Here is a 23713-nt window from a genome sequence, read left to right as displayed (position 1 = left end):
GTTGCGGGCAGCTTCAAGCGCTGCCCGCAATTTAGCCGCAGGCCTAGACCGCTTCCGTCTCCGGCGCGGCAGGCGGTGCTGGCTGTTCTTTGCTGCCGAAGGCGGCAAAAGCCCAGGCGCCAAGGCCAATCCACGAAAGGAGAAGTCCTGCAATCAGACCCAGTGGCGGAGCGACGGCCCACAAGGCGCTCGCCAGCATGACGATTACAAACAGGCTCAATAAGCGAAGGCCAAAACCGGGGTTTGGCCGGTTTGTGCGATTGAAGATCAAATCACCGACTGCGATGGCACCCAGCGGAAAAGCCAACAAGAGGACAAATAACCCAAACAGCCACCAGAACGGCACAAGCGCCACGCCGACAACTGTTATGGCGAGCAAAATCGTTCCGGTTACCATCAGGATCAACCACCCCATTGGCAGCATGAACAATCCAATGAGCGGGGCCACGAACGCATTTTCGCGGAACTTGCGGGACAAACGCCCGACGCCATTGGGCATGAATGCCATGGCAAGCAAGCCAAGCAAGAAGGAAAAACCACCAATCAGGACAAGAAAGAATTCGGCCGGTGGAATGACGTCTTCGATCAGCGAGGCTATCCGTTCCAGCTCCTCAGCATCCTCTTGCCATTCAAACTCAAACTCGCCGAAGGTGTAATTTATCGGGGTCGCAAGCTGCGCTGCGCCTGAGATGTCTGCCTGGTTAGGCCCGGTATAGTCGATGGCACCGTTCACTACGGCCGTATCCGTGATGGTCAAACGGCGCGCTTCGATACGGATATCGCCGTCATATTGACCCGCGAGCGTTACTTCCTCTGCCGTGATATCGAGCGTCTCAAGGAAGCGCCCCTCCAGCTCAATTTCACGTCCCGTCATCGCGGCCCGGCCAGTCACTACGGACCCCGGTGTCAGTTCAAAATCACCGACAGCGACATCCAGATCGCCACCTATCGTGCCGGAGTATGAGACATAGCCACCGGCAAAATCGGCGTCGTCACCAATATCCATGCGGATCTGAACCGAGCCGCCAGCCATGGCGGCATCACCTCCGATATCACCGCTGGCCTCGACATTACCGCCGGCAATCTGGGCATCCCCGCCAATGATGAGATCGGCCTGGACATTGCCGCCGGCGAGGGCAACATCTCCGCCCACACGGCCAGACACCTCAATGGATCCAGCGATGGCTTTCAGGTCGCCATCGCGGTCAATGCCTTGCAAATTGATATGGCCGCCGATCGTTTGCGCGTGACCAAGGCCGGACAGCGACAAAGTCAAACCTGCGGCCAGTAAGAGGGTTTTATTGATCATTATGTCCTCCGTTCGCCCCCCGGCGAGAAGGTTGAATGGGGAAGATATCTAGCGGTCATATGGTTCCAGAACGTCGTTACATTCGCGCCCGTTGAGGGCTTCATAACTGATGTTGGCTTCAGTCCGGCGATTATCGTAAACCGGCGCTTCGTCAGCAAAAACGGCCATGGTGCCTGAGATATTGGCATTCTCACCGATTTCCACCCGGAGCGCACAAATCGCACTGCTCTCTCCGACAGCACCGTCGATCCGCGCCAGGCCATTATTATCCCCGCCCCAGCGGCGGCCCCATCGGCTGCCAGGATAGAGGCTGGCGATCAGCCGGCCATTCACCGCGCCTGTCAGATGCAAGCTGCTTCCAGCGAGGCTGGCATCGCCATTAAGCGTTCCAAACAGTTCAAGATCGCTGCCCGCGAGCGAGGTGTCGCCATCAATGCGGCTAGAAGATTCAATAACGATATCACTGCCGGCCACATCCAGGTCGCTGGCGACAGTGCCCGCAATTGTCACGTCACTGCCTGCAATCGAAAGCGAACCGCCCGTTGAACCTGACCAGTTCACATCACTTCCGGCAATATCCACGTCGCGTTCCGCTGCGCCCCGCCAATCCACATCGCTACCGGCAATGCTGGCCTCTCCGCCGACGCTTCCGTCAAATTCGACGTCAGACCCGACGAGGGACATATCCCCATCAACATCTGCCGAGATCGTGAGATCCGATCCGATCAGCGATAAATCACCGCCAATCCGCCCGGAAATATCCATGTCGCTGCCCATCAGGCTGACATCGCCGTCCTGATCGAACACATGACGGCCATCGGAACCGGAATGGGATGTGTAACTCACGGTCGCGTTCGCGCTATTGCTGCAAGCGGCCAAGGCCAGCGCACCCGCAGCGGTGCCGACGGCTAACAAGCTTTTCATGTCTGCAATCTCCAGACTCGAGAGACCGGCATAAGCCTGTCTTGTTCGCTCCCCAGCGATGACAGAGTCATATCATATCGAAATTCGATATGAAAGCGATTTTTCGTTTTTCGATAAATTTTTGCAGTCCGAATGGAATAACCCGACAGTTGTAAACGGAATTTTGGACTTTCCAGCCCGCTTGCAAACGCCTAACGTCCGCGTCAATTAAAGGAAAAGCGCGTAGACGCACTCCACGGGAGAGACACATGACCGACCGCAAACACGCGGACGATGGCTCTGTATTGGAAACTGAAGCCGCACCGGAAACCGTCGAAACCGATGCCGATACGGCCTCAATAAGGCCTGAGTCCCAATCCGATACCGTGGAAGAAACCAGCGATCTAGCGGCTGATTCGCCGTCAGACGACGATCCGGATCTGACGACTGATGGAGATAATCCGCCCGCAGTTGATCCCTCGTCCTGGCCCCATATCGAGGGTGAGCCCTTCCGGCTCTCCCGGGCTCGCAAGACCGTCTTGCAGGCGCTCATGCGCGCCAAAGCCCAGGCGGGCGGCGATCAGGTCGTTATCATCGATGCTGATGGACGAAAGCTGGATTACACCGAAATCCTGCGGGCTTCATTCGCGCTGGGCTCCGCGCTTTGCCGCTGCACAGAGCGCGGCGAAACTGTGGCTGTGCTTCTGCCGACCGGGGCAGGATCGGGCATCGCCTATTTTGCGCTCAACACCTATGGCCGCATACCGGCGATGCTGAATTTCACCGCCGGGCCGAAAGCCATCAAGGCGGCTTGCCGCGGGTCTAAAGCGACGAAGATCGTGACCGCACACAAGTTTATTGAATTGGGTGGCCTGGAAGAGCTGGAATCCCAGCTGAAAGACGACCATGAGATGATTTATCTTGAGGACGTCCGCGAGGAGATTTCCCTTACCGACAAGATCAGGGCCATTGTTGGCCCCCTCTTGCCCTGGCTGGTCGCGCCACAGCCGAAACCGGAAGACACCGCGGTCATCCTGTTCACCTCAGGGACTGAAGGAGATCCAAAGGGCGTGGCACTCAGCCACATGAATCTGGTCGCGAATGTCGAACAGGCCCGCTCGCATGTTGATATTTTGCCCAGCGACATCGTCTTCAATTCACTGCCAACTTTCCACAGCTTTGGCCTGACGGGCGGGCTGTTATTACCGCTATTGGCAGGCATCCCTGCCGTGCTTCACCCCAGCCCCTTGCAGGGCAAGACGATTATGGAGCGGGTGCGTAAGACCAAGGCGACAGTTCTGTTCGCAACCGACACCTTCCTGAATCAATATGCCCGTGTCGCCGACAAGGGTGACTTCGACTCCCTGCGTTTTGTGGTTTGCGGCGCTGAACGCGTAAAAGATGAAACGCGGACCATGGTCCGGCGGGAGTTCGACCTGTTGGTGCTGGAAGGCTATGGTGCCACAGAGGCTGCGCCGGTCATTGCTGTGAATCAGCCTGAACGCAACAAGCCCGGCACAGTTGGCCGGCTTATCCCGGGCATGCAGGCGCGGCTTGAACCTGTCGAGGGCATTGAGGATGGCGGCCGCCTTCATGTGAAGGGGCCGAATGTCATGAAGGGCTATATCTATGCGGACAATCCGGGGGTCATTAATGCGCCACCGGACGGTTGGCACGATACCGGCGATATCGTCGCCTTTGACGAAGACGACTGCGTGCAGATCAAGGGCCGCGAAAAGCGGTTTGCCAAGATTGGCGGTGAAATGGTCTCTCTGGCTGTTGTTGAAAACATCGCCACATCACTCTGGCCGGACTGTCTTCATGCAGCCGTCACTTTGCCCGACGCCCGGAAAGGCGAGCAGGTCGCAATCGTAACCGAGTATCCGAATGCGGAACGCAGCGACATGGTCGCTTTTGCCCGCAGCCACGGCATCGCCGAACTTGCGATCCCGAAACGGGTAATCCCGGTTTCCGAGATCCCCGTTCTGGGTACTGGCAAGATCAACTATGTCGCTGTGAATAAGCTCGCCAAGGGCGAGGACTAGTCCCGGCAGCGCTCGCCGTCGCGATTTACGAAGGTAATGTTCGACGCATCGAACCCGTCATAATAGGTGGGTTCATCATCGGCATGCACCGTCAGCGGCCCGTTGACTTCGGCACCACTCAGGAACCGCACTTCGTGGGCACACACGTCGCCACCGGCTTCAAGAACGCCGGAAATATCCAGCTCGCTGCGATCGCGGCGGCGGAACCAACCTTCGTTTGAATTGCCGCGAAAGTCGACGGCTTGATCGGCACGCCCATCGAAATCCATTGCGCCGAACGCAATCTCGAGCCTGGACTGTGCATGACCATTAAAATCAAGCGCACCGGCACTGATTTCGACATCGCCTGCAAAGACAGAGTCCGAACTAACATCCACGGCACCGCCAGAAATCTCTGCGCGGCCACCAATCTGCAGATTCATGTCGACAGCGCCGCCACTGATTTCAGCATTGCGGGCCACACTTCCGGAAAGCTCTACGGCACCGCCGCTGGCCTGCAGGTCTTCGCCGACCTCGACACTGGCTTCAACAGCAGCGCCTGAGACTTCAAGATCGCCGGTGAAGCTTCCGCTGACCTCGACGGTCGCGCCGGAGAAAGACCCGTCACCGCTAACTTCGCCGGAATACTCGACGGTGATTCCGGACATGGAGACGTTCTGATTCTGGGCAAGACCAGGCGCAGTTGCGAGAACCGCCACAGACGCACCAACGAGATAGATCGTTTTCATTTCAAGCTCCCTTTCAAGGTTCAAGAGAGCCCCTTCCGGCGCTCACTGTTGCGATTTTCGTGAGAAGATCAACCCGCCTTAGATACGGCGATCGGAAATATCCTCGCAATTGCGATAACCCAGCGCTTCAAATTCGAAGTTACCTTCCCAATCCGGGCGTTCTTCGGCAATAACGGTCAATGCACCGTCGACACTGGCGCCGCGGCGGAAATCAACGCGTGAGGCGCAAATCACCCCGCCCTGCTCTAAGCGGCCAGATATAACAACGCGGCCGCTGCGGTTATCACCATTCGTTCCATACACTTCAACCGGCTGGGCAAACCGTCCTTCAAGGTTAAACCGCGCACCCATGGCGTCCAATGGACCCAGAACATCACCTTTGATCGTGGCGCGCGCGCCCAGGACTTCCAAACGGCCACCGAACCGGCCATCGAGCATCATGGTCGCGCCGGCAACTTCGGTGTCGCCCTCAACCGAACCCGTAAAGCGGATCCGGGCCCCTTCAATGTTCAGATTGCCGCCAACCCGGGCATCCGACACGACATTGGCGCCCGACAAGGACAGGTCGCGCTCGATATCGCCCCCGGCATCTACAAACATGCCGGCATACTCGGCACTGCCTGTGGCATCGACATCGCCGCTGGCGACCAGTCCGGCCCGCTCAATGGAACGATTGCTGGCGGGTCCGTGGCTGGAATAGCTGCAGCCAGCCAAAGCGATAGCGGCTGCGGACAAGGCAAGAATGGCTTTCATGGATTGGCTCCCTGTAGTGGCCCGCAATTCGGGCATTCACTAGAGAGATGCAGGCCAATACCGGTTTGGATGCAGTCTAGATGTGCAGCACGCGGTCATACGCATCGAGCACGCTTTCATGCATCATTTCTGACAAGGTCGGGTGTGGGAAGATGGCGTGCATGAGTTCCTGCTCGGTTGTCTCAAGCACTTTGCCGACCATGAAACCCTGGATCAGCTCGGTGACTTCAGCTCCCACCATATGGGCGCCCAACAACTCACCGGTCTTGGCATCGAAGATGGTCTTGATCAGGCCCTGATCTTCGCCAAGCGCGATGGCCTTGCCATTACCCACAAAGGGAAAACGTCCGACCTTGACTTGATGCCCGGCTTCTTTGGCCTTGGCTTCCGTCAGACCGACAGACGCCACTTGCGGGTGGCAATAGGTGCAGCCCGGAATATTGCGCGTATCCATGGTGTGCGGATTTTGCCCGGCGATCTTCTCAACACAGATAATGCCTTCATGGCTGGCCTTGTGCGCCAGCCAGGGCGGACCCGCAACGTCGCCAATCGCATAGAGGCCTTTGACGTTTGTCTTGCCATATCCATCAATCACAACATGGCCCCGATCGGTTCTCACGCCGAGCGCTTCCAGGCCGATATTTTCGATATTCCCGGTTATGCCGATGGCGAGAATAACCTTCTCGACTTCAATGACCTGACTTTTGCCATCTTTGGTTTTGATGGTGGCTTTGACCGATTTGGCGGACTTTTCGAGTTTTTCGACCTGCGCCCCGGTGATCAGATTCATGCCCTGTTTCTTGAACTGCTTGGCCGCGAAGGCAGAGATTTCTTCGTCCTCGACCGGTAGGACGCGATCCATCATCTCCACGACCGTCACATCTGCGCCCATGGTTTTATAGAAGCTGGCGAATTCGATCCCGATGGCGCCAGAACCGATCACCAGAAGGGATTTCGGCATGGTTTCGGGCACCATGGCTTCTCTATAGGACCAGATCTGCTTGCCATCGGGTTCCAGACCCGCCTGCGGGATGGTGCGGGCGCGGGCGCCGGTAGCAAGAATGACATGCTTGGCGGTGAAGGCCGTGTCCTTTTTATCCTTGCCTTTCACCACGACTTTGGGGGCGGCCGTACCCTTCTCCAGACGGGCTTCGCCCTCAATCACAGTAATCTTGTGTTTCTTCATCAACATGCCGACGCCGCCAGACAAACGGCCTGAGACTTTGCGGGAACGCTCAACAACTTTCTTGATGTCGAAAGAAATGTCTTTTGCGGCCAAACCGAACTCATCAGCGCGGTGCATCAGATGGTAGATCTCAGACGTGCGCAGCAATGCCTTAGTCGGAATACAGCCCCAGTTCAGGCAAATTCCGCCCAGCTTGTCACGTTCGACAATGGCGGTTTTCAGGCCCAGCTGGGAGGCACGGATCGCCGTCACATATCCGCCCGGGCCACTGCCGATAATGATGAGATCAAACTGGTCCGCCATGGGGAGCTCCTCGCAATTCCGAACCCGGTTTGGCGGCTGGCTGCGCAAAAATCAATGGCTCTGGCGCAAGGCGGGTTTGCATCCCGGATGGACCGGTCCATGCTGCGCCCGAATGGAGGGAGATTGCCATGACGATTGAGGCCCTGAGAACGCCGGAAGACCGCTTCGCCAATTTGCCGGATTGGCCCTATGAGCCGCGCTATATCGACGATCTGCCGGGCTATGACGGCCTGCGCATGCACTATGTGGATGAAGGCCCGAAAGGTGCGCCTGTCTTCCTGTGCCTGCATGGTGAACCCAGCTGGGCCTATCTCTATCGCAAGATGATGCCGGTCTTTCTCGACGCTGGTTATCGCGTTGTAGCACCGGATTTCTTTGGCTTTGGGCGATCAGACAAGCCAGCGAAAGACGAGACCTATACCTTCCACTTCCATCGCAACGCGCTGCAAGCCTTTTTCGAGCGTATGGACCTCACAGATGTTTGCCTGGTCTGCCAGGATTGGGGCGGGTTACTAGGCCTCACCATCCCCATGGATTACGCCGACCGGTTCACGCGGCTGATTATCATGAATACCGGGCTAGGTGTGGGCCGCGATCCGGGCCCTGGCTTCATCGCCTGGCGAGATTATGTCGCGACCAATCCGGAATTTCATGTGGGCGATCTCATGAAACGCGCCACGCCGATTTTAAACGAGGCTGAGGTGGCGGCCTATCAGGCCCCCTTCCCTGACCCGTCCTATATGGGCGGCGCACGGCGCTTTCCGGCGCTGGTACCGATCAAGCCGGATATGGAAGGCGTTCAAACCAGTTTGAAGGCCGCTGCGTTCTGGAGCCAAAAATGGTCGGGTGACAGCTTTATGGCCGTTGGGATGCAGGACCCGGTTCTGGGGCCCGGCGCGATGAAAGCGATGCAAAAGCTGATCAAAAACTGCCCGGACCCGATGGAAATCGAGGATGGCGGCCATTTCGTTCAGGAATGGGGCGAGCCGATTGCCAAGGCGGCCTTGGAGAAGTTCGGGCTCTAGAGGTCGACCAGTTCCTGCGTCAAATCGCTGTCCGGATTGTCGCCCGTATTGGTGACGCCGGCCTTTTCAAACAGCATGATGTGGACCGGTTCTTCAACGCAGACCGGGTGATGACGCACGCCCTTGGGAATGACGCAAAACTCCCCGGCCTTCAGGACAACATCATCCTGGCCTTCAATCTCGATGCGTAGAATGCCTTTTGTGACGAGGAACATTTCGTCTTCCTCATCATGCTTGTGCCAATCAAACTCGCCTTCGCCCTTCGCCAGCTTGATGTCGTAATCATCGACCTTGGCGATCCGTTTGGGCGACCAGGGCGCATCAAACTGTGCGTGTTTCTCAGCGATGTTGATCGTTTTGGTCATCACATCAGCATCGTCATCGGATCTTCGACAAAGCCTTTGAAGGCTGCAATCCAACGTGCGCCCGTTGCGCCATCAACGACGCGATGATCGCAGGTCAGCGTGACCGTCATTACAGTCGCCTTTGCCAGCGCGCCGTCTTTCACGACCGGGCGTTCTTCGCCAGCGCCAACCGACAGGATCATGCCCTGCGGCGGGTTCAGGATAGAGGCAAAGGACTTAATCCCGAACATGCCCAGATTGGACAGGCTGAACGTGCCGCCCTGAAACTCTTCCGGCTTTAACTTGCGATCGCGGGCGCGGGTGGCGAGGTCTTTCATCTCCGCGGAGATTTGAGCCAGACCCTTGGCGTCCGCATCCTTGATGATGGGCGTGATCAGCCCGCCTTCAATCGCAACCGCGACCGACACATCAGCGTGCAGATGACGGGCAATGCGGCCATCTTCAATCCAGCTGGAATTCGCTTCAGGCACGCGCTTCAGCGCCAGGCCGGACGCCTTGATCAGAATATCATTGACCGAGATTTTCACGCCGTCGGGCGCGCGCTCATTCAACTCCTTGCGGAAGGCCAGCAGCTTATCCAGCTCGCAATCCACATTCAGCGGGAAGTGCGGCACATCGCGGAAGCTGTCTGACAAGCGCTTGGCCGAAATCTTTGTAATATTGTCGGCTTTTTCGATCTCATAGCGATCTGAGGCAATGCCATAAGCCAGGAGCGGATCGTCGGTTGAAACCGGCGCAGGTGCAGATGCTGTGTCCGGCGCCGCCATAACGGACGCCATCGCTGAGGCCGTCGATGCCGACGTCGCACCATCAAAGCCCTCAATGTCGCGTTTAACGATGCGGCCATTCGGGCCGGTGCCCGTGACGCCGGACAGGTCAATGCCTGCCTGTTCTGCCAGACGCTTGGCCAGGGGCGAGGCTTTGATGCGATCGCCGGAGGCGGACGTCGAAGCCGGGGCGGCTTTCGGAGATTCAGGAGACGGTGCGGGCGCAGATTCAGCGGGTTTCTCTGCCGGTGCGGCTGGCGCGGACTCACTTGCCCCCGGAGAATAACCGTCCAGCGCGGAGGCGTCTTCATCCTCCTCAAGCAAGAGCGCGATCAGCTCATTGACCTTCACGCCTTCGGCGCCTTCCTCAACGAGGATTTTGCCAACGACGCCTTCATCGACGGCCTCGACTTCCATCGTCGCCTTATCGGTCTCGATCTCGGCGATCACATCCCCGGAAGAGACAGTGTCTCCCTCCTTGATGTTCCATTTGGCGAGCGTGCCTTCTTCCATTGTGGGAGACAGGGCGGGCATCAAGACTTCAATCGGCATGGATCGATCCTTGGATAGAAACACGGCGCAGATCAATGCGCGCTTCGGTCTGTTGGAGTGCGTTCTGTTGGCGTTTGGGTGGAGCCGTTAGAACACCTTCGATAATCAGGCAGACTTCCAGCGCCCGATAAGAGACGATGTCTTCCTGTTGGCTCAAGCACGATTCACGGGTCGATGGTGAAAAGCTCTCCCAGGTCTGGCGCAAACGGCCGCGGGCATAGGATTCCGCTTCATAGCAGACCGCATCATCGCCGCAGATATCGGCGAGCGCGACCTCTTCCAGCTGAGGCCCGGCCAGGAGCGAAAGAGCGAGTGACAGCATCATGCGGGCTGGTCCTGATGATCAGGGTTGATAGCGGCAACATTGGCTTCCCAGTTCGCGCCGTCAAATTCCTCAATGCGGCCGGCTATGCCCTGATCCGCATCGAAGCAACGCAGATTAAGGGAAATCCCGTCTGGATGAGAGCGCGGATGATAGTAGCTTTTCACGCCGCATTGCTTGCAAAACAGATGCTTCGCCGCGCCGGTGTTGAAGGTGTATTCCGTCAGCTGATCCTCGCCCGCGGTGATCCGGAAGTCTTCTTTCTCGACGATCACATGGATGAAACCCGTCTTGGTGCAGATCGAACAATTGCACGACAGCGCCACGACTTCATCGGGCAGATCCGCCTCCCAGCGCACCGCGCCACAATGGCAGCCACCGCTGCGGGGTTTGGTGAGTGAAGTCATCACTCCGCGTAACACACCTGTTTCGCCGCACGGACGACATCGTCCTTATTCGGCAGGGAGAGGGCTTCCAGATTGCCGGCATAGGGCAGAGGCACGTCTTTCTGATGCACGCGCGTCGGCGGAGCGTCGAGATAATCGAAGGCTTCGGCCATAACCACGGCGGCGATTTCCGCGCCCACGCCATGCTGGCCCCAGCCTTCTTCCGCACAGACGATGCGATTGGTTTTCTTCACGCTTTCGATGACGGTCGCCGTATCAAGCGGGCGCAGGGTGCGGAGATCAATTACCTCGGCATCAATCCCCTCACCCGCTAGTTCTTCAGCGGCTTCCAGCGCAAAGCCGACCATGCGCGAATGCGCGACAATGGTAACGTCTGAGCCCTCACGCCGGATTTTTGCCTTGCCAATGGGCAAGATCCAGTCCTCGACATCAGGGACATCGAAGGTTTCGCCATAGATCAGCTCATGTTCCAGAAACACGACCGGGTTCGGATCGCGAATGGCGGCTTTCAGCAGGCCTTTCGCATCAGCTGAATCGTAAGGCGCGATGACTTTCAAGCCCGGCACGTTCGCATACCAGGCGGAATAATCCTGGCTGTGCTGGGCGCCCACGCGGCTGGCCGCGCCATTGGGACCGCGGAACACAATCGGGCAGCCCATCTGACCGCCCGACATGTACAGCGTTTTGGCCGCCGAGTTGATGATGTGGTCAATCGCCTGCATGGCGAAGTTGAAGGTCATGAACTCAATGATCGGGCGTAGACCGCCAAAGGCCGCCCCCACACCTAGACCGGCAAAGCCATGCTCGGTAATCGGTGTATCCACGACGCGTTTGGAACCGAATTCCTGCAGGAGGTTGCGCGTAACTTTATAAGCGCCCTGATACTCAGCCACTTCCTCACCCATCACGAAGACGGTCTCGTCACGGCGCATCTCTTCCGCCATGGCATCGCGCAGGGCATCGCGGACCGTGGTGGGGACCATGTCGGTGTTGGACGGGACTTCCGGGTCATGGGCGGCACTGATCTTGGCGGGCGCTGCCGAGGCCGATTCTGACGCAGGCGCCGGCGATTCTTCAGGCTCGGGCGCAGGCTCCGGTTCAGATGAAGGTGCTGGAGAGGCCTCAGCCGCGCTGGCATCCTCACCCTCTTCCAGCAGGATGGCGATGGGCTGATTGACCTTCACGCCTTCACTGCCTTCTTCCACCAACAGCTTGCCAACCACTCCTTCTTCGACGGCTTCGACTTCCATCGTGGCCTTGTCGGTTTCAATCTCGGCAATGACATCACCGGAGGAGACGGTATCGCCTTCCTTTACCAGCCATTTGGCGAGATTGCCCTCTTCCATGGTCGGCGAGAGCGCCGGCATCAAAACTTCAATCGGCATGAATCAGGCTCCGGAAAAGGGCAGGATTTGAAGGGCGATCATGGCGATCCCGACAAAGCCGGCAAACCAGACAAGGGTCCTCAGCCAGGGAATGCCAAACCAGTAGGTCGGGGCGTAGACGATCCGGGCCGCCAGGAACAAGCCCGCACCCAATTGGGTCGTGTCATTCAGATTGTCAGTGACATAAGCTACCAGCACCAAGGGCACGAACATCACCAGAGATTCGACCATGTTGGCATTTGCACGGCGGGCCCGGCACAGCATCACGCCTTTATCGGTAACGTCATCACGTGCGCCCGCCATTGTGGCCGGATTGTTTTCGAGGTTGGAGAGGATGGCCTGAACCACGATCATCAGGAAGTAAACGAAGATCGAGGCAACGAGGTAGGAAAGTTCCAACGGCATTATACAGCCTCCTTCTCAGGGCTAAATCTGGCGACGTGTTCGCGCATGCGCGTCGCAAATTCGATATAGGTGTTCATCGGGCGGATCAGAACTTCCAGCCGTGTCATGCGGCCATCATTGCCCAGGGTGATCTTGTCGATTCCGACCAGGCCCTTGCCGTCTACTGTGCCGGTGAATTCCAGGATGATCCCGTTGTCTTTTATCCATTCCTCACGATAAGCGAAGCCATCAATCGTATCGATCACGCCTTGAAGGATATGGATGAGATAGGCCTTGTCAGTCGTTGGCTTCCAGACGACCGGAGAATGCAGCTCACATCCTTCTGCGATGATCTCGTCCATCAAGGACGCATCGCGTTGAAGAACGGCGTCATGCCATTTGGTAAGGAAATCGGCGGGGGTCATGTGATGGCTCCCTTCTTGAAGCTCTTGATCCCGGCCCACCAGAAGGGGGCGCTAACCAGGACCACCACTAGCGCGAAGACGACTCCGAACTCGCTGACCATGGTGATATTGCCATCACCGCGCTCACTCATCTCGTCGAGGACACGCTGAATGAACACATTATGTGCGGCATGAAAAGTCGCTGCAGGCCAGAGCGATCCGGATTTAAGGCGCAGCCAGGCCATGGGCCCGGACAAGGCCGTGACCATAATTAGGAAGGAAAGCAACTCCCAGAGCTGGTTGCCACCAGAATTGTAATCGCTGAACAGGAGACCGGGGAAATGCCAGACGGCCCAGATAACGCCTGTTACCAATGTCGCCAGTGCAAATCCCCATGCCTCGGTCAAACGCGGTGTCAGGAAACCCCGCCAGCCGATTTCCTCGCCAAGTGCCCGCGCATAGGCATTCACCACGCCAGCGGCGAACACGATGATTACGGTTGGTAGAAGCGCCAGTGCACTGTCCCAGTTGGATAGTGGACCGCCTTCCCGGAACGCTGCTTGAAGATCCGGCGTTGCGAAGCTTGCCCAGCCCATTGCCCCTGCCAGACCATAAGCCAGCGTGCCATAGACGATAGGCAGTCCCAAGGCGATCCAGTGATATCGGCCCGCGCCCCATTTCCAGCCAAGTTCGCCAAGAGATTTACCTTCCCATTTCAGGGCCACAATGGCGGCAATGCCGACGGTCCACATGATAAAGGTCACGGACTCCCGAGAGAATCCTGACCAGATCACAAAGGGCTCTGCGATCAGGTTCAGTGCGACAAAAATCGCGAAGAAGCGGAGGACGGTGCTCAAACCTTAGCTCTCAACCAACACATCGGTCCAGAGTTCGGACGGATCCGGCTCAGGCGAGGTTTTGGAGAATTCGGCACTTTCATTGACGATGGCTTTGACCTCTTTATCCATCGCCTTGAGCTCGTCTTCGGTCGCCCACTTTTCCTTCAGAATACGTTCTTTCGCGCCTTCAATCGGATCATGGTGCGAGCGGATATCATCCACTTCCTCGCGCGTCCGGTACTTGGCCGGGTCAGACATGGAGTGACCGCGATAGCGGTAGGTCTTCATTTCCAGAATGAAAGGCCCCTTCCCGTCCGCGCAGTGCTTGCGCGCTTTGGCGGCGGCTTCGCGAACGGCGATAACGTCCATCCCGTCGACTTCTTCTCCCGGAATGCCGAAAGAGGCACCGCGTTTATACAGATGGGTTTCAGAGGATGCCCGCTGAACGCTCGTGCCCATGGCATATTGATTGTTCTCGATTATGTAGATGACCGGCAAGTTCCAGAGCTTGGCCATGTTGAAGCTCTCATAAACCTGGCCCTGGTTGGCTGCGCCATCACCGAAATAGGTGGCGCAGACCTTACCATTGTCCTTGTAAAGATCGGCAAAAGCGAGGCCGGTTCCGATTGAAACCTGCGCGCCCACAATGCCATGGCCGCCGAAGAATTGCTTCTCGCGGCTGAACATGTGCATGGAGCCGCCCTTGCCCTTGGAATAGCCGCCTTCACGGCCCGTCAGTTCGGCCATCACGCCGTTGGGGTCCATACCCGTCGCTAACATATGGCCGTGATCGCGATAGCCGGTGATCACCTGATCGCCTTCTTCGAGTGCCGCCTGAACGCCTACGACCACCGCTTCCTGACCGATATAGAGGTGGCAGAATCCGGCGATCAAACCCATGCCGTAAAGCTGTCCTGCCTTCTCCTCGAAGCGGCGGATCAACAGCATGTCACGGTAATACATCAGAAGGTCGGACTTGATGACCTTGGCGGCCGGTCCCTTCTTCTTTTTGGCGGCGGTATCAGTGGTGCGGTCTGCGACTTTTCTTGCGGCCATTCTTTCGTATACGAACTAACGTTCGCGCTCCCTGAAACATGGGAGGGCCATAACAGGAAGTTACCGCTTACGGCAAGCTGCAATGTGGAAAATAGATTGCGTTTCTAGCGCTGCTCGGGGCGCTCGATATCAACAATGAAATCGCGCGGGTGCGCAATATTCAATAGGGCTGTCGCCCGCTCTTCGACATAATCAAGATCCAGGCTGTCTGACCGCAGGCGCGCAGCCTGAACCTCCAGCGCTTCACGCTCTGCGCGGGCCTCGGCCAATTCGGTTTCGGCGATGTTGATCTGGTTCTTAACCACAACCCAATTCAGGACACCCTGCTCGCCATTGAGCGCGTGATAGCCGAAATAGGCAATCATGGCTGCAAAGAAGATCGAAGGTATTAGTCGCTTCACGGATCGCATACTGCGTCCCACCCTTAATCACCCTAACCGGCGCGGTTTTCCCCGCGTCTTGATGCACGCATTGAAGCGCAACAGGGTGAATCAAGGGTTACGGCGTGTCGTCATCGCCTTTTTTATTTCGGGAAACCGCGACTCCGCCTGATCCAATAAGAATCAGGAAAAGCGTGATCATCCACCAATAATCCGTCCAGAAATCGCCCATAGAGGCCTCCTTCGCCTGTAGAAATCGCAAAGGATATTGACGGACAAAAGCGGGAACGCGTTTCCGCGAGTCCCGCAGACTACATGGCGATGGGGTCTTGTCCCGCATACATGGCTTGCGCGCCCAGCTGGGCTTCTATTCGCAGTAACTGATTGTATTTTGCTGTCCGATCAGAGCGGGCAAGTGAGCCTGTCTTGATCTGTCCACACCCGGTCGCTACTGCCAGATCGGCAATCGTGGCGTCTTCGGTTTCTCCGGACCGGTGGCTCATGACTGCGCCATACCCGGAGCGTAGCGCCATTTCGACCGTTTCCAGTGTTTCGGTCAGCGTGCCAATCTGATTGACCTTCACCAAAACGGCGGAGGCCGCGCCCATTTCAATGCCTTTGGCGAGGCGCAACGGGTTGGTGACGAACAGATCATCACCGACCAGCTGGCATTTGCCAGACACCGCCTCTGTCAAGGCGACCCAGCCCCCCCAATCGTCCTCAGCCATGCCGTCCTCGATGGAGATAATCGGGTATTGGTTGACCAGCTTGGCAAGGTATTGGGCAAAGCCATCCGCGTCGTGTGTTTCGCCGGCGCCTTCCAGCACGTATTTGCCGTCCATGTAGAACTCGGTGGACGCCACATCGAGCGCCAGCGCCATTTCTTCGCCCGGCTTGAAGCCGGCGGATTCAATCGCGGTCATCACAAAGTCTAGCGCTTCTTCTGCGCTTCTCAGATTCGGGGCAAAACCACCTTCATCCCCGACATTGGTATTGTGGCCATCGGCTTTCAGGCGGCTTTTAAGCGCATGGAAGACTTCGACGCCCTGGCGCAGCGCTTCGGAAAAGCTCGGCGCGCCAACCGGCATGATCATGAATTCCTGAAAATCGATCGGGTTGTCGGCGTGCGCGCCACCATTGACGATATTCATCATCGGCGTGGGCAGCACGCGGGCATTGATGCCGCCGATATAGCGATAAAGCGGCAGCCCGAGTGATGTGGCTGCGGCCTTGGCATTGGCTAGCGAAACACCCAACAGAGCATTGGCACCGAGACGGCCCTTGTTTTCGGTTCCATCGAGCGCAATCAGCGCATCATCAATCCCGCGCTGTTGTTCAGCATCCATCCCGCCAATGGCATCAAAAATCTCGGTTTCGACGGCTTCAACGGCTTTTTGAACGCCCTTGCCGTTATAGCGCTCGCCGCCATCGCGCATTTCCACGGCTTCGTGCGCGCCGGTTGACGCACCAGAGGGGACGGCGGCTCGGCCCAGACTGCCATCTTCCAGCACAACATCGACTTCCACGGTCGGGTTGCCCCGGCTGTCGAGTATCTCACGGCCAATAATGTCGACGATGGCGGTCATGGAAGCGCTCCTTCAAGCGGTGTTTCGGCTTGGGCGCTTCTTAAAAGCAAAACGCGCGGGTGCAAGCCCCGCGCGTTCATGAATTCCAGACAAGGTGGAAGGATCAGTCGTCCTTCGGCTCCAGAACCTGCTTGCCCCGATACATGCCGGTTTTCAGGTCAATGTGGTGCGGGCGGCGCAGCTCGCCCGAATCCTTGTCCTCGACATAGGACGGATTGGCCAGCTTGTGATGGCTGCGGCGCATGCCACGCTTGGACGGGGTGGTTTTTCTCTTGGGGACCGCCATTGGTCTCTCCACATCTGATATGAACACGGGATCACGAAGCGAACCTCGCGAAGATCGGCGCGTATACAAGCAGTCACATCAGAACGCAACCACCGAAGGTGAGCGAAATCTAGTTCCGATCGCCAATCCGGACATTGCCGCCGGTGCTGGTGTTCGAACGGAAAACATCCGGTGATGTCATGGAGTAGACATCCGCCCCCGTCGACACGTTGGCATGCAGCTCGTCTGTGGCGTTGACCCGCATGGACGCTCCTGTGGAGGCATTGGCCCGAACATATCCGCAGTCCAGTTCCCGGCCATTGAGCGAAGCTCCGGTTGAAACATTGAAACTGCCACTTTCGCAATTGCCCGACACGCGCACGCTCGCGCCAGTGCTGACATCCATATCAAGATTGGTCAGCGTCAAATCATTGATCTGGGCATCCATGCCGCGAGAGGCATCGAATTCCTCAACCCCCGGACCTTCGACAAAAACAACAACGTCCAGATCGCGGGCGCGACCGAACCACCGACGGACTCCGCGATCCTGTTCGATTTCCAGACGGCCGTTCCTCAAACTGATATCGATATCGCGAATATCTTCCGGATCACCCTGCATCACGAGACGCGGTGTGTCCGACGGCGTAAAGATCACATCAAAGCGACCGCTCATCTCCAGATGGTTGAACCGGTCAATCTGTCTTTCCTCAGTGGATTGAGCCGACTGCGCAAAAACCGCAGATGCCGAAATTCCCGCAACAAAGAGTGCGCCGATCAATGATTTGGCCATGAAATCCTCCTGCCAGCAAACAAGTCATTTCTGACTTGATGTCACGAAGGGCTCATTTGGATGCAAAAAACTCAATCTACACCAAACGGCTTTGCTTCACGGCCGCATCAATGAAGCTGGCAAATAGAGGATGCGGCTCGAACGGCCGCGATTTCAGCTCCGGGTGGAACTGAACCCCAATGAACCAGGGGTGGTCTTCCAGCTCGACAATTTCAGGCAAAACCCCGTCCGGGGACAGTCCTGAGAATGTCAAACCCGCAGCTTCCAGCTGGTCCCGATAGGCCACGTTGACTTCATAGCGATGGCGGTGGCGCTCTTCTATCGAAGAAGTCCCGTAAATGTCCTTGACCCGGGAGCCGTCTTTCAATGCCGCCGGGTACGCGCCCAGACGCATCGTACCGCCAAGATCGTCTTCGCTGCCGCGGCGTTCGACTTCATTGCCCTTGGTCCACTCGGTCAAAAGACCCACCAGGGGTTCCTCTGCCGGTCCAAACTCTGTGGAATTGGCCCCTTTGAGCCCGGCGAGATTCCGCGCAGCTTCAATCACCGCCATTTGCATCCCAAAGCAGATTCCGAAATAGGGTATTTTCCGTTCGCGCGCGAACCGGACCGCTGCAATTTTCCCTTCAGCTCCGCGCTCACCAAATCCGCCAGGCACAAGAATTCCATGGACATTCTCGAGCGGTCCAAATGTATCGGGGCTCTCAAATTGCGAAGAATCCAGCCATTTAAGGCGTACTTTCACATTGTTGGCGATCCCGCCATGCGCCAGCGCTTCGTTCAGCGACTTATAGGCATCCAGCAGACCGGTATATTTGCCGACAACGCCAATGGTCACCTCACCATCAGGCTCATGAATGTTCCGGGAAATGGCCTCCCATCGTGTCATATCCGGTTCCGGCGCTGAATAAATGCCGAACCGTTTCAATATTTCGGTGTCGAGCCCCTTGGCGTGGTAATCCAGCGGCACGTCATAGAGCGAGGCAGCATCCATGCCTTCAATCACTGCACTTTCGGGGACGTTACAGAACAAGGCGATTTTCTTCCGTTCGCCCGGATCTATGGGCTGTTCACAGCGGCAAAGAAGAATATCGGGCTGAATCCCGATGGACCGGAGCTCTTTGACCGAGTGCTGGGTCGGTTTGGTTTTCATTTCGCCTGCCACCTTGATGTAGGGCAACAGGGTCACATGCAGGAAGATCGCCTGATCGCGTCCGAGTTCCTGACCCAGCTGGCGAAGCGATTCGAAAAACGGCAGGCCTTCAATATCACCGACCGTGCCACCGACCTCGCAGAGCACAAAGTCAACATCGCCCGCATCTGAGAGAACGAATTCCTTTATGGCATCCGTGACATGCGGGATGACCTGAACCGTCGCGCCAAGATAATCCCCGCGGCGCTCACGTTCGATGATTGTGGAGTAAATCCGCCCTGTGGTGATGTTATCGCTCTGTGCGGCGGCAACGCCTGTAAAGCGTTCATAATGGCCCAGATCGAGATCGGTCTCGGCCCCGTCATCGGTGACATAGACTTCGCCGTGCTGGTACGGCGACATGGTTCCGGGGTCGACATTTAAATAGGGATCGAGCTTACGCAGGCGGACTTTATATCCACGCGCTTGCAGCAAGGCGCCCAATGCGGCGGAAGCGAGGCCTTTACCAAGTGAGGAGACCACGCCGCCAGTGATGAAAATATAACGCGGCATGGGAAGCCCGAATACCGCAGATTCGAGCCCGGCGAAAGTCGCGGCGCCGGTTCTCGGCAATAAATCTCAGCGATTTATCAGCGATCGTCAGGAAGTGTCGGAGATTGGCCGTCTTCTTCCGGGAAGAGATCAGTGACAGGCGCGTCCTCTTCTTCCACGTCAAAGACGCTCTGGCCCTGTGCATCCACACCGGCCACGATAGCCATCACGATAGCCAGAACAAAAAAAGCGGCTCCCAGGAAGGTTGTGGTCCGCGTCAGAACCGTCGCTGCGCCCCGGCTAGACATCATGCCCCCGCCGCCGCCACCGCCGCCAATGCCCAGCGCACCGCCATCAGAGCGTTGCATGAGCACGACCACGACCAGTGCGACCGAGATCAATAACTGAACGATTAGCAGGACAATCATCATGGCAATTTGCCGCCTTCTCCGGGTAGACCCGTCTTACATGGAGGCGGCTTTTAGCTCAGGCAAGTCCTGAACGCTACTCCCCGGCGCGGCAGATGACAGCCGCTTGCGCAGCGCTTTGACTGTACGGGCGATTTCATCCTTGGCCCGCTCCAGCGACTCCCCATCGGCATAAGCGGCATATACACCGATGGCCAACTCCTTGATGAGCCGGAAATTCTTCACATTCCGCTCTTCCGGGTTGCGGAAATTTCTTGCGTGGTCGATGAGTGCCTCTGACACTTGGACCGCATCAACGCGATTGGCTTTCTCGAGCTGGTCACGCAGTTCACGTGCAGATCGCATTATGTCTGCAGGATCGAAGGCTTTTGCGGGGCCTGCCGACGAATCGAACTGCAATTCGGCGGTCACGACGATACGCATGGCCAGGCGGCGTACACGTTCCGCCTCTATGTGCTTTTTGGATTCACGGATGCCCCTATAAGCCACGCGAAGCGCTTCCTCATCGCCATCCGCTTTCGCCTGAAGCGTATTGGGGACGATCATGGCATCTTCGCCCGACGCCGCGCGAGGGCCCGACCGGCGATCAGGACCGACATAGTCACTGGTGACCACGAATGCCTTGCGGTCCCGCACCATGGTCCGGATACGGTCCTCGGCAAACTGGGTCGAGAACGGGCGCACGATGACGTCGTCTGCACCGGACTCAATTGCCTTGCGGACATGTCCGCCATCGCGTGTCCAGGAGGTCAGCGCGATCACCGCATAGGGATTAGGTGTTGCTTCCCCGCGTCGGATCTGTCTCGTGATGGAAAAAACATCAACTTTTGCCGAAGAGCACTCGGCAACAATCAGGTCCCAATTATTCTCGGACAATTGCCGGCGGAATTCTTCCATCGTGCTGCAGGTTTCTATTGAGCGGAATCCGATTTCATTCAGGGCATAGCGCGTTGTGCGCAGATTCACATGAACCGGATCGAACAGCAGAACCGCTGCGCGCTGGAAATCCAATTCAGACATTTACGGCACCCTCACCCGCTTCAGGCAGTTAATCTGAAACTGGCAGAAAATGATTGATACCGGCTTACCCGGACATTTCAGTTCTTACGGGTGCTGCTTGAATTATGGCCGTAAAGTCGTCCGCTTTCAGGCTGGCGCCGCCGATCAGGCCGCCATCCACATCTTCAAGCGCAAGAATCGCGCTTGCATTTGCAGGCTTCATAGAACCGCCATACAGGATTTGAATGCCGTCACCGGCCTTCAACTGCAAGCGGATAAAGGCGTGCATATCCGCAATATCATCTGTGGATGCGGTCAAACCGGTGCCAATGGCCCATACGGGCTCGTAGGCGACCACATACGGAGCCTCGTCAGGAAGCGAAGCGTCCAGTTGTTCACCTACAACCGACCGGGCTTTGCCTGCGTCGCGCTCGTTTTTTGTTTCCCCGACACAGATAATGGGGACTAAACCAGCCATCTGGGCGGCAACGGCTTTTGCCTTCACGGTTTCGCTTGTTTCACCATGATCTGCGCGGCGTTCAGAATGGCCGACGATCACATAGGCCGCGCCGGCGTCCTTGATCATTGCTGCTGAGATGTCCCCTGTGTGGGCACCGCTTTCGTGTGAGTGGCAATCCTGCGCGCCGATATGCACCGGACCGGCCTTGGCCGCTGCCGCAGCCAGGAGTGTGGCGGGAGGACAGACCAGGACATCAAGATCGGGTCGCGTTGCAACAGGCGGCTGAAGGGCATCAAAAAAGGCAAGAGAACGGGAAAGGCCATTCATTTTCCAGTTTCCTGCAATCAGCATTCGCCGCGTCATGCACCCCTCCCCGTCTGCGATTCACTGCGTCCGGACAATGACGGCGCGCTTGCAGCGTGTAAATGGCATCGCTACCTTCGCTGCCGCATCCAAGCCAGGAAACAGTTTTCATGCTTTCAGCAGTCCGCAACGGTATCAAGTCGCCCTTCTTTGTGGTGCTTTTTGTGCTCCTCATCGCAAGTTTTGCATTGTGGGGGGTCAATGACGTTTTTCAGTCTCCCGGCGATAATGTCGCCGTTGTTGGCGGTGAGCGCGTAACCGTCTTTGACCTTCAACGTGAGTTCGATGGCGCCATCAACCGCGCCCGCGAGGACAATCCCGGCATCACCCAGGAGCAGGCACGCGCGGAGGGCCTGGGTGACCAGGCGCTGAACCAGCTGATCCTGAATGCCATGTTGAGGTCACAGGCCCGTTCCCTGGGGATTGCAGCGTCTGATCAGGCCATCCGGCAGGAAATCCGCGATTTTGAAGTCTTTACCGATCCATTGGACGGCGGTTTTGACCGTGAAGCCTATCGCCGGTTTCTGGCACAAACCAATCAACGAGAACGCCAGTTTGAAACCGATGTCCGCAATAATCTGGTCCTGCAACAACTGACCAGCAGCCTGTTTGAAGGCATCACCTATCCCGAGGCCTATCGGGAATTGCTGAACCGCTATGTCGGAGAAGTTCGCGATCTAGAAGCGCTGGTCATCCCGGCATCTGCGGCAGACGAGCTGCCAGACCCGACCGATGAACAATTGCAAGCGACGATTGACGGCAATCCGCAATTCTTCACGGCACCGGAACGTCGTGGAATTACCCTCGTCCGGCTTCGCATTGAGGATTATCTGATGAATGTCGCCGTGAATGAAAGCGACATCGTCGAACAGTACGAGTTTGATCTGGAAAGCGGCGCGATTGGCACGCCGGCCACACGGACCTACGTTCAGATTGCCGTCGCGAATGAAGCCGATGCCAACGCTGCGGCAGAGCTCCTGGCTAACGGTGAAGATGCCGATCTCGTTGCAGCAGAACTGGGCGGAAATACCCCGTCGCGGTTCGAAGAGCGCCAGGCTTTCCAGGTGCCTGACGATACCGTCCGCGATACGCTGTTCGAAGCGGCTGCCGGTGATAGCCTGTCGGTCCAGACCGAGTTCGGCACCTGGTTCGCCATTCTGGTGGAAGCGGCCGAAGAAGAGAGCATTCCCACTCTAGAAAACCAGCGGGCGCAGATCCGTGATGAGCTCGCGCGTGCAGCCGCTGAGGATGCGCTGTACACCGATCTCGGCGCGTACGAAGAAGCCCGCGCAAATGGCCTTTCGATCGAGGAAGCCGCCTTTGCCGCGGGGTTGGTGATCGAGGTCTTCCAGACTGTTGATCAACAGGGCCGCAGCGAAGATGGGAACTTTGCGTTCGGCTTCTTTACCGAACCGGATATACTTTCCACTGCGTTTGAACAGCCGCCCCTGGTTGATACCAATCTGCTCGATTATGGCGACGGAAACTTTTTCGCGCTTCGCGTGGATGTGATCGAGGACAGCCGCTTGCGGTCGCTTGAAGAAGCCCGCGAGGATGCGGAAACCGTCTGGCGCCTGCAGGAAATCGATGCGCAGCTCGAAGATATTGCCGAAAATGTGCTGACACTGCTGGACGAAGGGCAAACCCTGGAATCGATCCGTGATGCCAACCCGGCCTTCCGGATTGAACAGGCGAGCTTGAGACGCGACGAGAATTCCGGGACTTTCAGCCGCGACGTTGTGAACCTGGCCTTCTCTCTGGATGTCGGCGACGTGGAAAGCACGCATTCCGGCGTTGGAAGATCGCACCTGGTCTTGCGCGTAAATGCCGCCCGCGATGGAGAGGTCCAAAATCCTGAAATACTCGCCCAGCTGAACGAGTTTCTGGACCAGGGTTATCGCAGTGATATCGATTCCAGCCTGGTGACCGCGCTTTATCGGGAATTCGATTTCGATGGGAGCGACATCAATGTGCGCAATCGCGATCAAGCGCTTGGGCTGATCGATCCAACGCAAATTCAATAAG

Annotated in this window: 25 protein-coding genes; 3 read left to right on the top strand and 22 right to left on the bottom strand. The window is 57.3% G+C overall.

All coding sequences use genetic code 11. From position 1 onward, the window contains the following. Positions 1–43: 43 nt before the first annotated feature. Both ACO079_RS02760 and ACO079_RS02755 read right to left on the bottom strand, forming a co-directional pair. On the bottom strand, positions 44–1309 hold the full coding sequence (locus ACO079_RS02760) for a hypothetical protein (protein ID WP_421791570.1): 1266 nt from the start codon (positions 1307–1309) through the stop codon (positions 44–46). A 48-nt stretch (positions 1310–1357) separates the two neighbouring features. Further along, on the bottom strand, positions 1358–2233 hold the full coding sequence (locus ACO079_RS02755; protein WP_421791569.1) for a hypothetical protein: 876 nt from the start codon (positions 2231–2233) through the stop codon (positions 1358–1360). Positions 2234–2481: 248 nt separating this feature from the next. Here ACO079_RS02755 and ACO079_RS02750 point away from each other — a divergent pair, with 248 nt between their 5' ends. Continuing rightward, positions 2482–4257 (top strand): AMP-binding protein, encoded by a 1776-nt coding sequence (locus ACO079_RS02750; RefSeq protein WP_421791568.1) that lies wholly within the window; start codon positions 2482–2484, stop codon positions 4255–4257. Here the strand turns inward: ACO079_RS02750 and ACO079_RS02745 are convergent. The 3 genes from ACO079_RS02745 to lpdA form a co-directional block, all read right to left on the bottom strand. Beyond that, complete coding sequence (locus ACO079_RS02745; protein WP_421791567.1) at positions 4254–4985, bottom strand: hypothetical protein; 732 nt, start codon at positions 4983–4985, stop codon at positions 4254–4256. The genes ACO079_RS02750 and ACO079_RS02745 overlap by 4 nt on opposite strands. Before the next feature lie 78 nt (positions 4986–5063). Next, complete coding sequence (locus ACO079_RS02740) at positions 5064–5738, bottom strand: hypothetical protein (RefSeq protein WP_421791566.1); 675 nt, start codon at positions 5736–5738, stop codon at positions 5064–5066. 76 nt (positions 5739–5814) lie between these two features. Next, complete coding sequence (lpdA, locus tag ACO079_RS02735; protein WP_421791565.1) at positions 5815–7227, bottom strand: dihydrolipoyl dehydrogenase; 1413 nt, start codon at positions 7225–7227, stop codon at positions 5815–5817. 128 nt (positions 7228–7355) lie between these two features. Between lpdA and ACO079_RS02730 the strand changes: the two genes are divergently transcribed. Further along, complete coding sequence (locus ACO079_RS02730) at positions 7356–8252, top strand: haloalkane dehalogenase (RefSeq protein WP_421791564.1); 897 nt, start codon at positions 7356–7358, stop codon at positions 8250–8252. Here the strand turns inward: ACO079_RS02730 and ACO079_RS02725 are convergent. The 17 genes from ACO079_RS02725 to tpiA form a co-directional block, all read right to left on the bottom strand. Beyond that, on the bottom strand, positions 8249–8617 hold the full coding sequence (locus ACO079_RS02725; protein WP_421791563.1) for a cupin domain-containing protein: 369 nt from the start codon (positions 8615–8617) through the stop codon (positions 8249–8251). The genes ACO079_RS02730 and ACO079_RS02725 overlap by 4 nt on opposite strands. Next, the gene (locus ACO079_RS02720) at positions 8617–9936 is read right to left on the bottom strand and encodes a pyruvate dehydrogenase complex dihydrolipoamide acetyltransferase (protein ID WP_421791562.1); all 1320 of its coding nucleotides are present in this window, start codon (positions 9934–9936) and stop codon (positions 8617–8619) included. Before ACO079_RS02720 ends, ACO079_RS02725 begins: the two co-directional genes overlap by 1 nt. Then, the gene (locus tag ACO079_RS02715) at positions 9926–10261 is read right to left on the bottom strand and encodes a hypothetical protein (protein ID WP_421791561.1); all 336 of its coding nucleotides are present in this window, start codon (positions 10259–10261) and stop codon (positions 9926–9928) included. Before ACO079_RS02715 ends, ACO079_RS02720 begins: the two co-directional genes overlap by 11 nt. Beyond that, positions 10258–10665 (bottom strand): GFA family protein, encoded by a 408-nt coding sequence (locus ACO079_RS02710; protein WP_421791560.1) that lies wholly within the window; start codon positions 10663–10665, stop codon positions 10258–10260. Before ACO079_RS02710 ends, ACO079_RS02715 begins: the two co-directional genes overlap by 4 nt. Further along, entirely contained in the window at positions 10665–12050 is a 1386-nt protein-coding gene (locus ACO079_RS02705) for a pyruvate dehydrogenase complex E1 component subunit beta (protein WP_421791559.1), read from the bottom strand. The genes ACO079_RS02710 and ACO079_RS02705 overlap by 1 nt, the downstream gene beginning before the upstream one ends. 3 nt (positions 12051–12053) lie before the next feature. After that, a complete protein-coding gene (locus ACO079_RS02700; protein ID WP_421791558.1) occupies positions 12054–12455 on the bottom strand; it encodes an MAPEG family protein in 402 nt (133 codons plus the stop codon). Next, positions 12455–12859, bottom strand: coding sequence for a nuclear transport factor 2 family protein (locus ACO079_RS02695; protein ID WP_421791557.1), 405 nt, complete (start codon positions 12857–12859; stop codon positions 12455–12457). Before ACO079_RS02695 ends, ACO079_RS02700 begins: the two co-directional genes overlap by 1 nt. Beyond that, positions 12856–13695 carry a CPBP family intramembrane glutamic endopeptidase gene (locus ACO079_RS02690; protein WP_421791556.1) on the bottom strand — a complete coding sequence of 280 codons (840 nt, stop codon included), beginning with the start codon at positions 13693–13695 and terminating at the stop codon, positions 12856–12858. Before ACO079_RS02690 ends, ACO079_RS02695 begins: the two co-directional genes overlap by 4 nt. A 3-nt stretch (positions 13696–13698) precedes the next feature. Then, the gene (pdhA, locus tag ACO079_RS02685; protein ID WP_421791555.1) at positions 13699–14733 is read right to left on the bottom strand and encodes a pyruvate dehydrogenase (acetyl-transferring) E1 component subunit alpha; all 1035 of its coding nucleotides are present in this window, start codon (positions 14731–14733) and stop codon (positions 13699–13701) included. A gap of 104 nt (positions 14734–14837) precedes the next feature. Continuing rightward, entirely contained in the window at positions 14838–15143 is a 306-nt protein-coding gene (locus ACO079_RS02680) for an FtsB family cell division protein (protein WP_421791554.1), read from the bottom strand. A gap of 281 nt (positions 15144–15424) precedes the next feature. Continuing rightward, a complete protein-coding gene (gene eno, locus ACO079_RS02675; protein WP_421791553.1) occupies positions 15425–16699 on the bottom strand; it encodes a phosphopyruvate hydratase in 1275 nt (424 codons plus the stop codon). Positions 16700–16802: 103 nt separating this feature from the next. Then, positions 16803–16985: a 50S ribosomal protein L32 gene (gene rpmF, locus ACO079_RS02670; RefSeq protein WP_421791552.1), complete on the bottom strand. Its 183-nt coding sequence runs from the start codon at positions 16983–16985 to the stop codon at positions 16803–16805. A gap of 109 nt (positions 16986–17094) precedes the next feature. Further along, entirely contained in the window at positions 17095–17754 is a 660-nt protein-coding gene (locus ACO079_RS02665; protein ID WP_421791551.1) for a GIN domain-containing protein, read from the bottom strand. Positions 17755–17830: 76 nt separating this feature from the next. Then, positions 17831–19459, bottom strand: a complete 1629-nt coding sequence (locus tag ACO079_RS02660) for a CTP synthase (protein ID WP_421791550.1) — start codon at positions 19457–19459, stop codon at positions 17831–17833. A 77-nt stretch (positions 19460–19536) separates the two neighbouring features. Next, positions 19537–19869 (bottom strand): preprotein translocase subunit SecG, encoded by a 333-nt coding sequence (secG, locus tag ACO079_RS02655; RefSeq protein WP_421791549.1) that lies wholly within the window; start codon positions 19867–19869, stop codon positions 19537–19539. Positions 19870–19902: 33 nt separating this feature from the next. Beyond that, positions 19903–20886, bottom strand: coding sequence for a response regulator (locus ACO079_RS02650; RefSeq protein ID WP_421791548.1), 984 nt, complete (start codon positions 20884–20886; stop codon positions 19903–19905). Between the two features lie 64 nt (positions 20887–20950). Then, positions 20951–21688, bottom strand: coding sequence for a triose-phosphate isomerase (gene tpiA, locus ACO079_RS02645; protein WP_421791547.1), 738 nt, complete (start codon positions 21686–21688; stop codon positions 20951–20953). A 110-nt stretch (positions 21689–21798) separates the two neighbouring features. Here tpiA and ACO079_RS02640 point away from each other — a divergent pair, with 110 nt between their 5' ends. Next, positions 21799–23712, top strand: a complete 1914-nt coding sequence (locus ACO079_RS02640) for a SurA N-terminal domain-containing protein (protein WP_421791546.1) — start codon at positions 21799–21801, stop codon at positions 23710–23712. Position 23713: the final 1 nt, after the last annotated feature.

The sequence above is a fragment of the Hyphobacterium sp. genome (genome assembly GCF_965228115.1).
GTDB lineage: Bacteria > Pseudomonadota > Alphaproteobacteria > Caulobacterales > Maricaulaceae > Hyphobacterium.
This window is presented reverse-complemented; position numbering and strand designations above follow the sequence as displayed.

What these genes read in the sequence shown, in the direction of transcription:
- ACO079_RS02760 (WP_421791570.1), bottom strand. Translation starts at nt 1,309, where the DNA reads ATGATCAATAAAACCCTCTTACTGGCCGCAGGTTTGACTTTGTCGCTG.
- ACO079_RS02755 (WP_421791569.1), bottom strand. Translation starts at nt 2,233, where the DNA reads ATGAAAAGCTTGTTAGCCGTCGGCACCGCTGCGGGTGCGCTGGCCTTG.
- ACO079_RS02750 (WP_421791568.1), top strand. Translation starts at nt 2,482, where the DNA reads ATGACCGACCGCAAACACGCGGACGATGGCTCTGTATTGGAAACTGAA.
- ACO079_RS02745 (WP_421791567.1), bottom strand. Translation starts at nt 4,985, where the DNA reads ATGAAAACGATCTATCTCGTTGGTGCGTCTGTGGCGGTTCTCGCAACT.
- ACO079_RS02740 (WP_421791566.1), bottom strand. Translation starts at nt 5,738, where the DNA reads ATGAAAGCCATTCTTGCCTTGTCCGCAGCCGCTATCGCTTTGGCTGGC.
- lpdA (WP_421791565.1), bottom strand. Translation starts at nt 7,227, where the DNA reads ATGGCGGACCAGTTTGATCTCATCATTATCGGCAGTGGCCCGGGCGGA.
- ACO079_RS02730 (WP_421791564.1), top strand. Translation starts at nt 7,356, where the DNA reads ATGACGATTGAGGCCCTGAGAACGCCGGAAGACCGCTTCGCCAATTTG.
- ACO079_RS02725 (WP_421791563.1), bottom strand. Translation starts at nt 8,617, where the DNA reads ATGACCAAAACGATCAACATCGCTGAGAAACACGCACAGTTTGATGCG.
- ACO079_RS02720 (WP_421791562.1), bottom strand. Translation starts at nt 9,936, where the DNA reads ATGCCGATTGAAGTCTTGATGCCCGCCCTGTCTCCCACAATGGAAGAA.
- ACO079_RS02715 (WP_421791561.1), bottom strand. Translation starts at nt 10,261, where the DNA reads ATGATGCTGTCACTCGCTCTTTCGCTCCTGGCCGGGCCTCAGCTGGAA.
- ACO079_RS02710 (WP_421791560.1), bottom strand. Translation starts at nt 10,665, where the DNA reads ATGACTTCACTCACCAAACCCCGCAGCGGTGGCTGCCATTGTGGCGCG.
- ACO079_RS02705 (WP_421791559.1), bottom strand. Translation starts at nt 12,050, where the DNA reads ATGCCGATTGAAGTTTTGATGCCGGCGCTCTCGCCGACCATGGAAGAG.
- ACO079_RS02700 (WP_421791558.1), bottom strand. Translation starts at nt 12,455, where the DNA reads ATGCCGTTGGAACTTTCCTACCTCGTTGCCTCGATCTTCGTTTACTTC.
- ACO079_RS02695 (WP_421791557.1), bottom strand. Translation starts at nt 12,859, where the DNA reads ATGACCCCCGCCGATTTCCTTACCAAATGGCATGACGCCGTTCTTCAA.
- pdhA (WP_421791555.1), bottom strand. Translation starts at nt 14,733, where the DNA reads ATGGCCGCAAGAAAAGTCGCAGACCGCACCACTGATACCGCCGCCAAA.
- ACO079_RS02680 (WP_421791554.1), bottom strand. Translation starts at nt 15,143, where the DNA reads ATGCGATCCGTGAAGCGACTAATACCTTCGATCTTCTTTGCAGCCATG.
- eno (WP_421791553.1), bottom strand. Translation starts at nt 16,699, where the DNA reads ATGACCGCCATCGTCGACATTATTGGCCGTGAGATACTCGACAGCCGG.
- rpmF (WP_421791552.1), bottom strand. Translation starts at nt 16,985, where the DNA reads ATGGCGGTCCCCAAGAGAAAAACCACCCCGTCCAAGCGTGGCATGCGC.
- ACO079_RS02665 (WP_421791551.1), bottom strand. Translation starts at nt 17,754, where the DNA reads ATGGCCAAATCATTGATCGGCGCACTCTTTGTTGCGGGAATTTCGGCA.
- ACO079_RS02660 (WP_421791550.1), bottom strand. Translation starts at nt 19,459, where the DNA reads ATGCCGCGTTATATTTTCATCACTGGCGGCGTGGTCTCCTCACTTGGT.
- secG (WP_421791549.1), bottom strand. Translation starts at nt 19,869, where the DNA reads ATGATGATTGTCCTGCTAATCGTTCAGTTATTGATCTCGGTCGCACTG.
- ACO079_RS02650 (WP_421791548.1), bottom strand. Translation starts at nt 20,886, where the DNA reads ATGTCTGAATTGGATTTCCAGCGCGCAGCGGTTCTGCTGTTCGATCCG.
- tpiA (WP_421791547.1), bottom strand. Translation starts at nt 21,688, where the DNA reads ATGACGCGGCGAATGCTGATTGCAGGAAACTGGAAAATGAATGGCCTT.
- ACO079_RS02640 (WP_421791546.1), top strand. Translation starts at nt 21,799, where the DNA reads ATGCTTTCAGCAGTCCGCAACGGTATCAAGTCGCCCTTCTTTGTGGTG.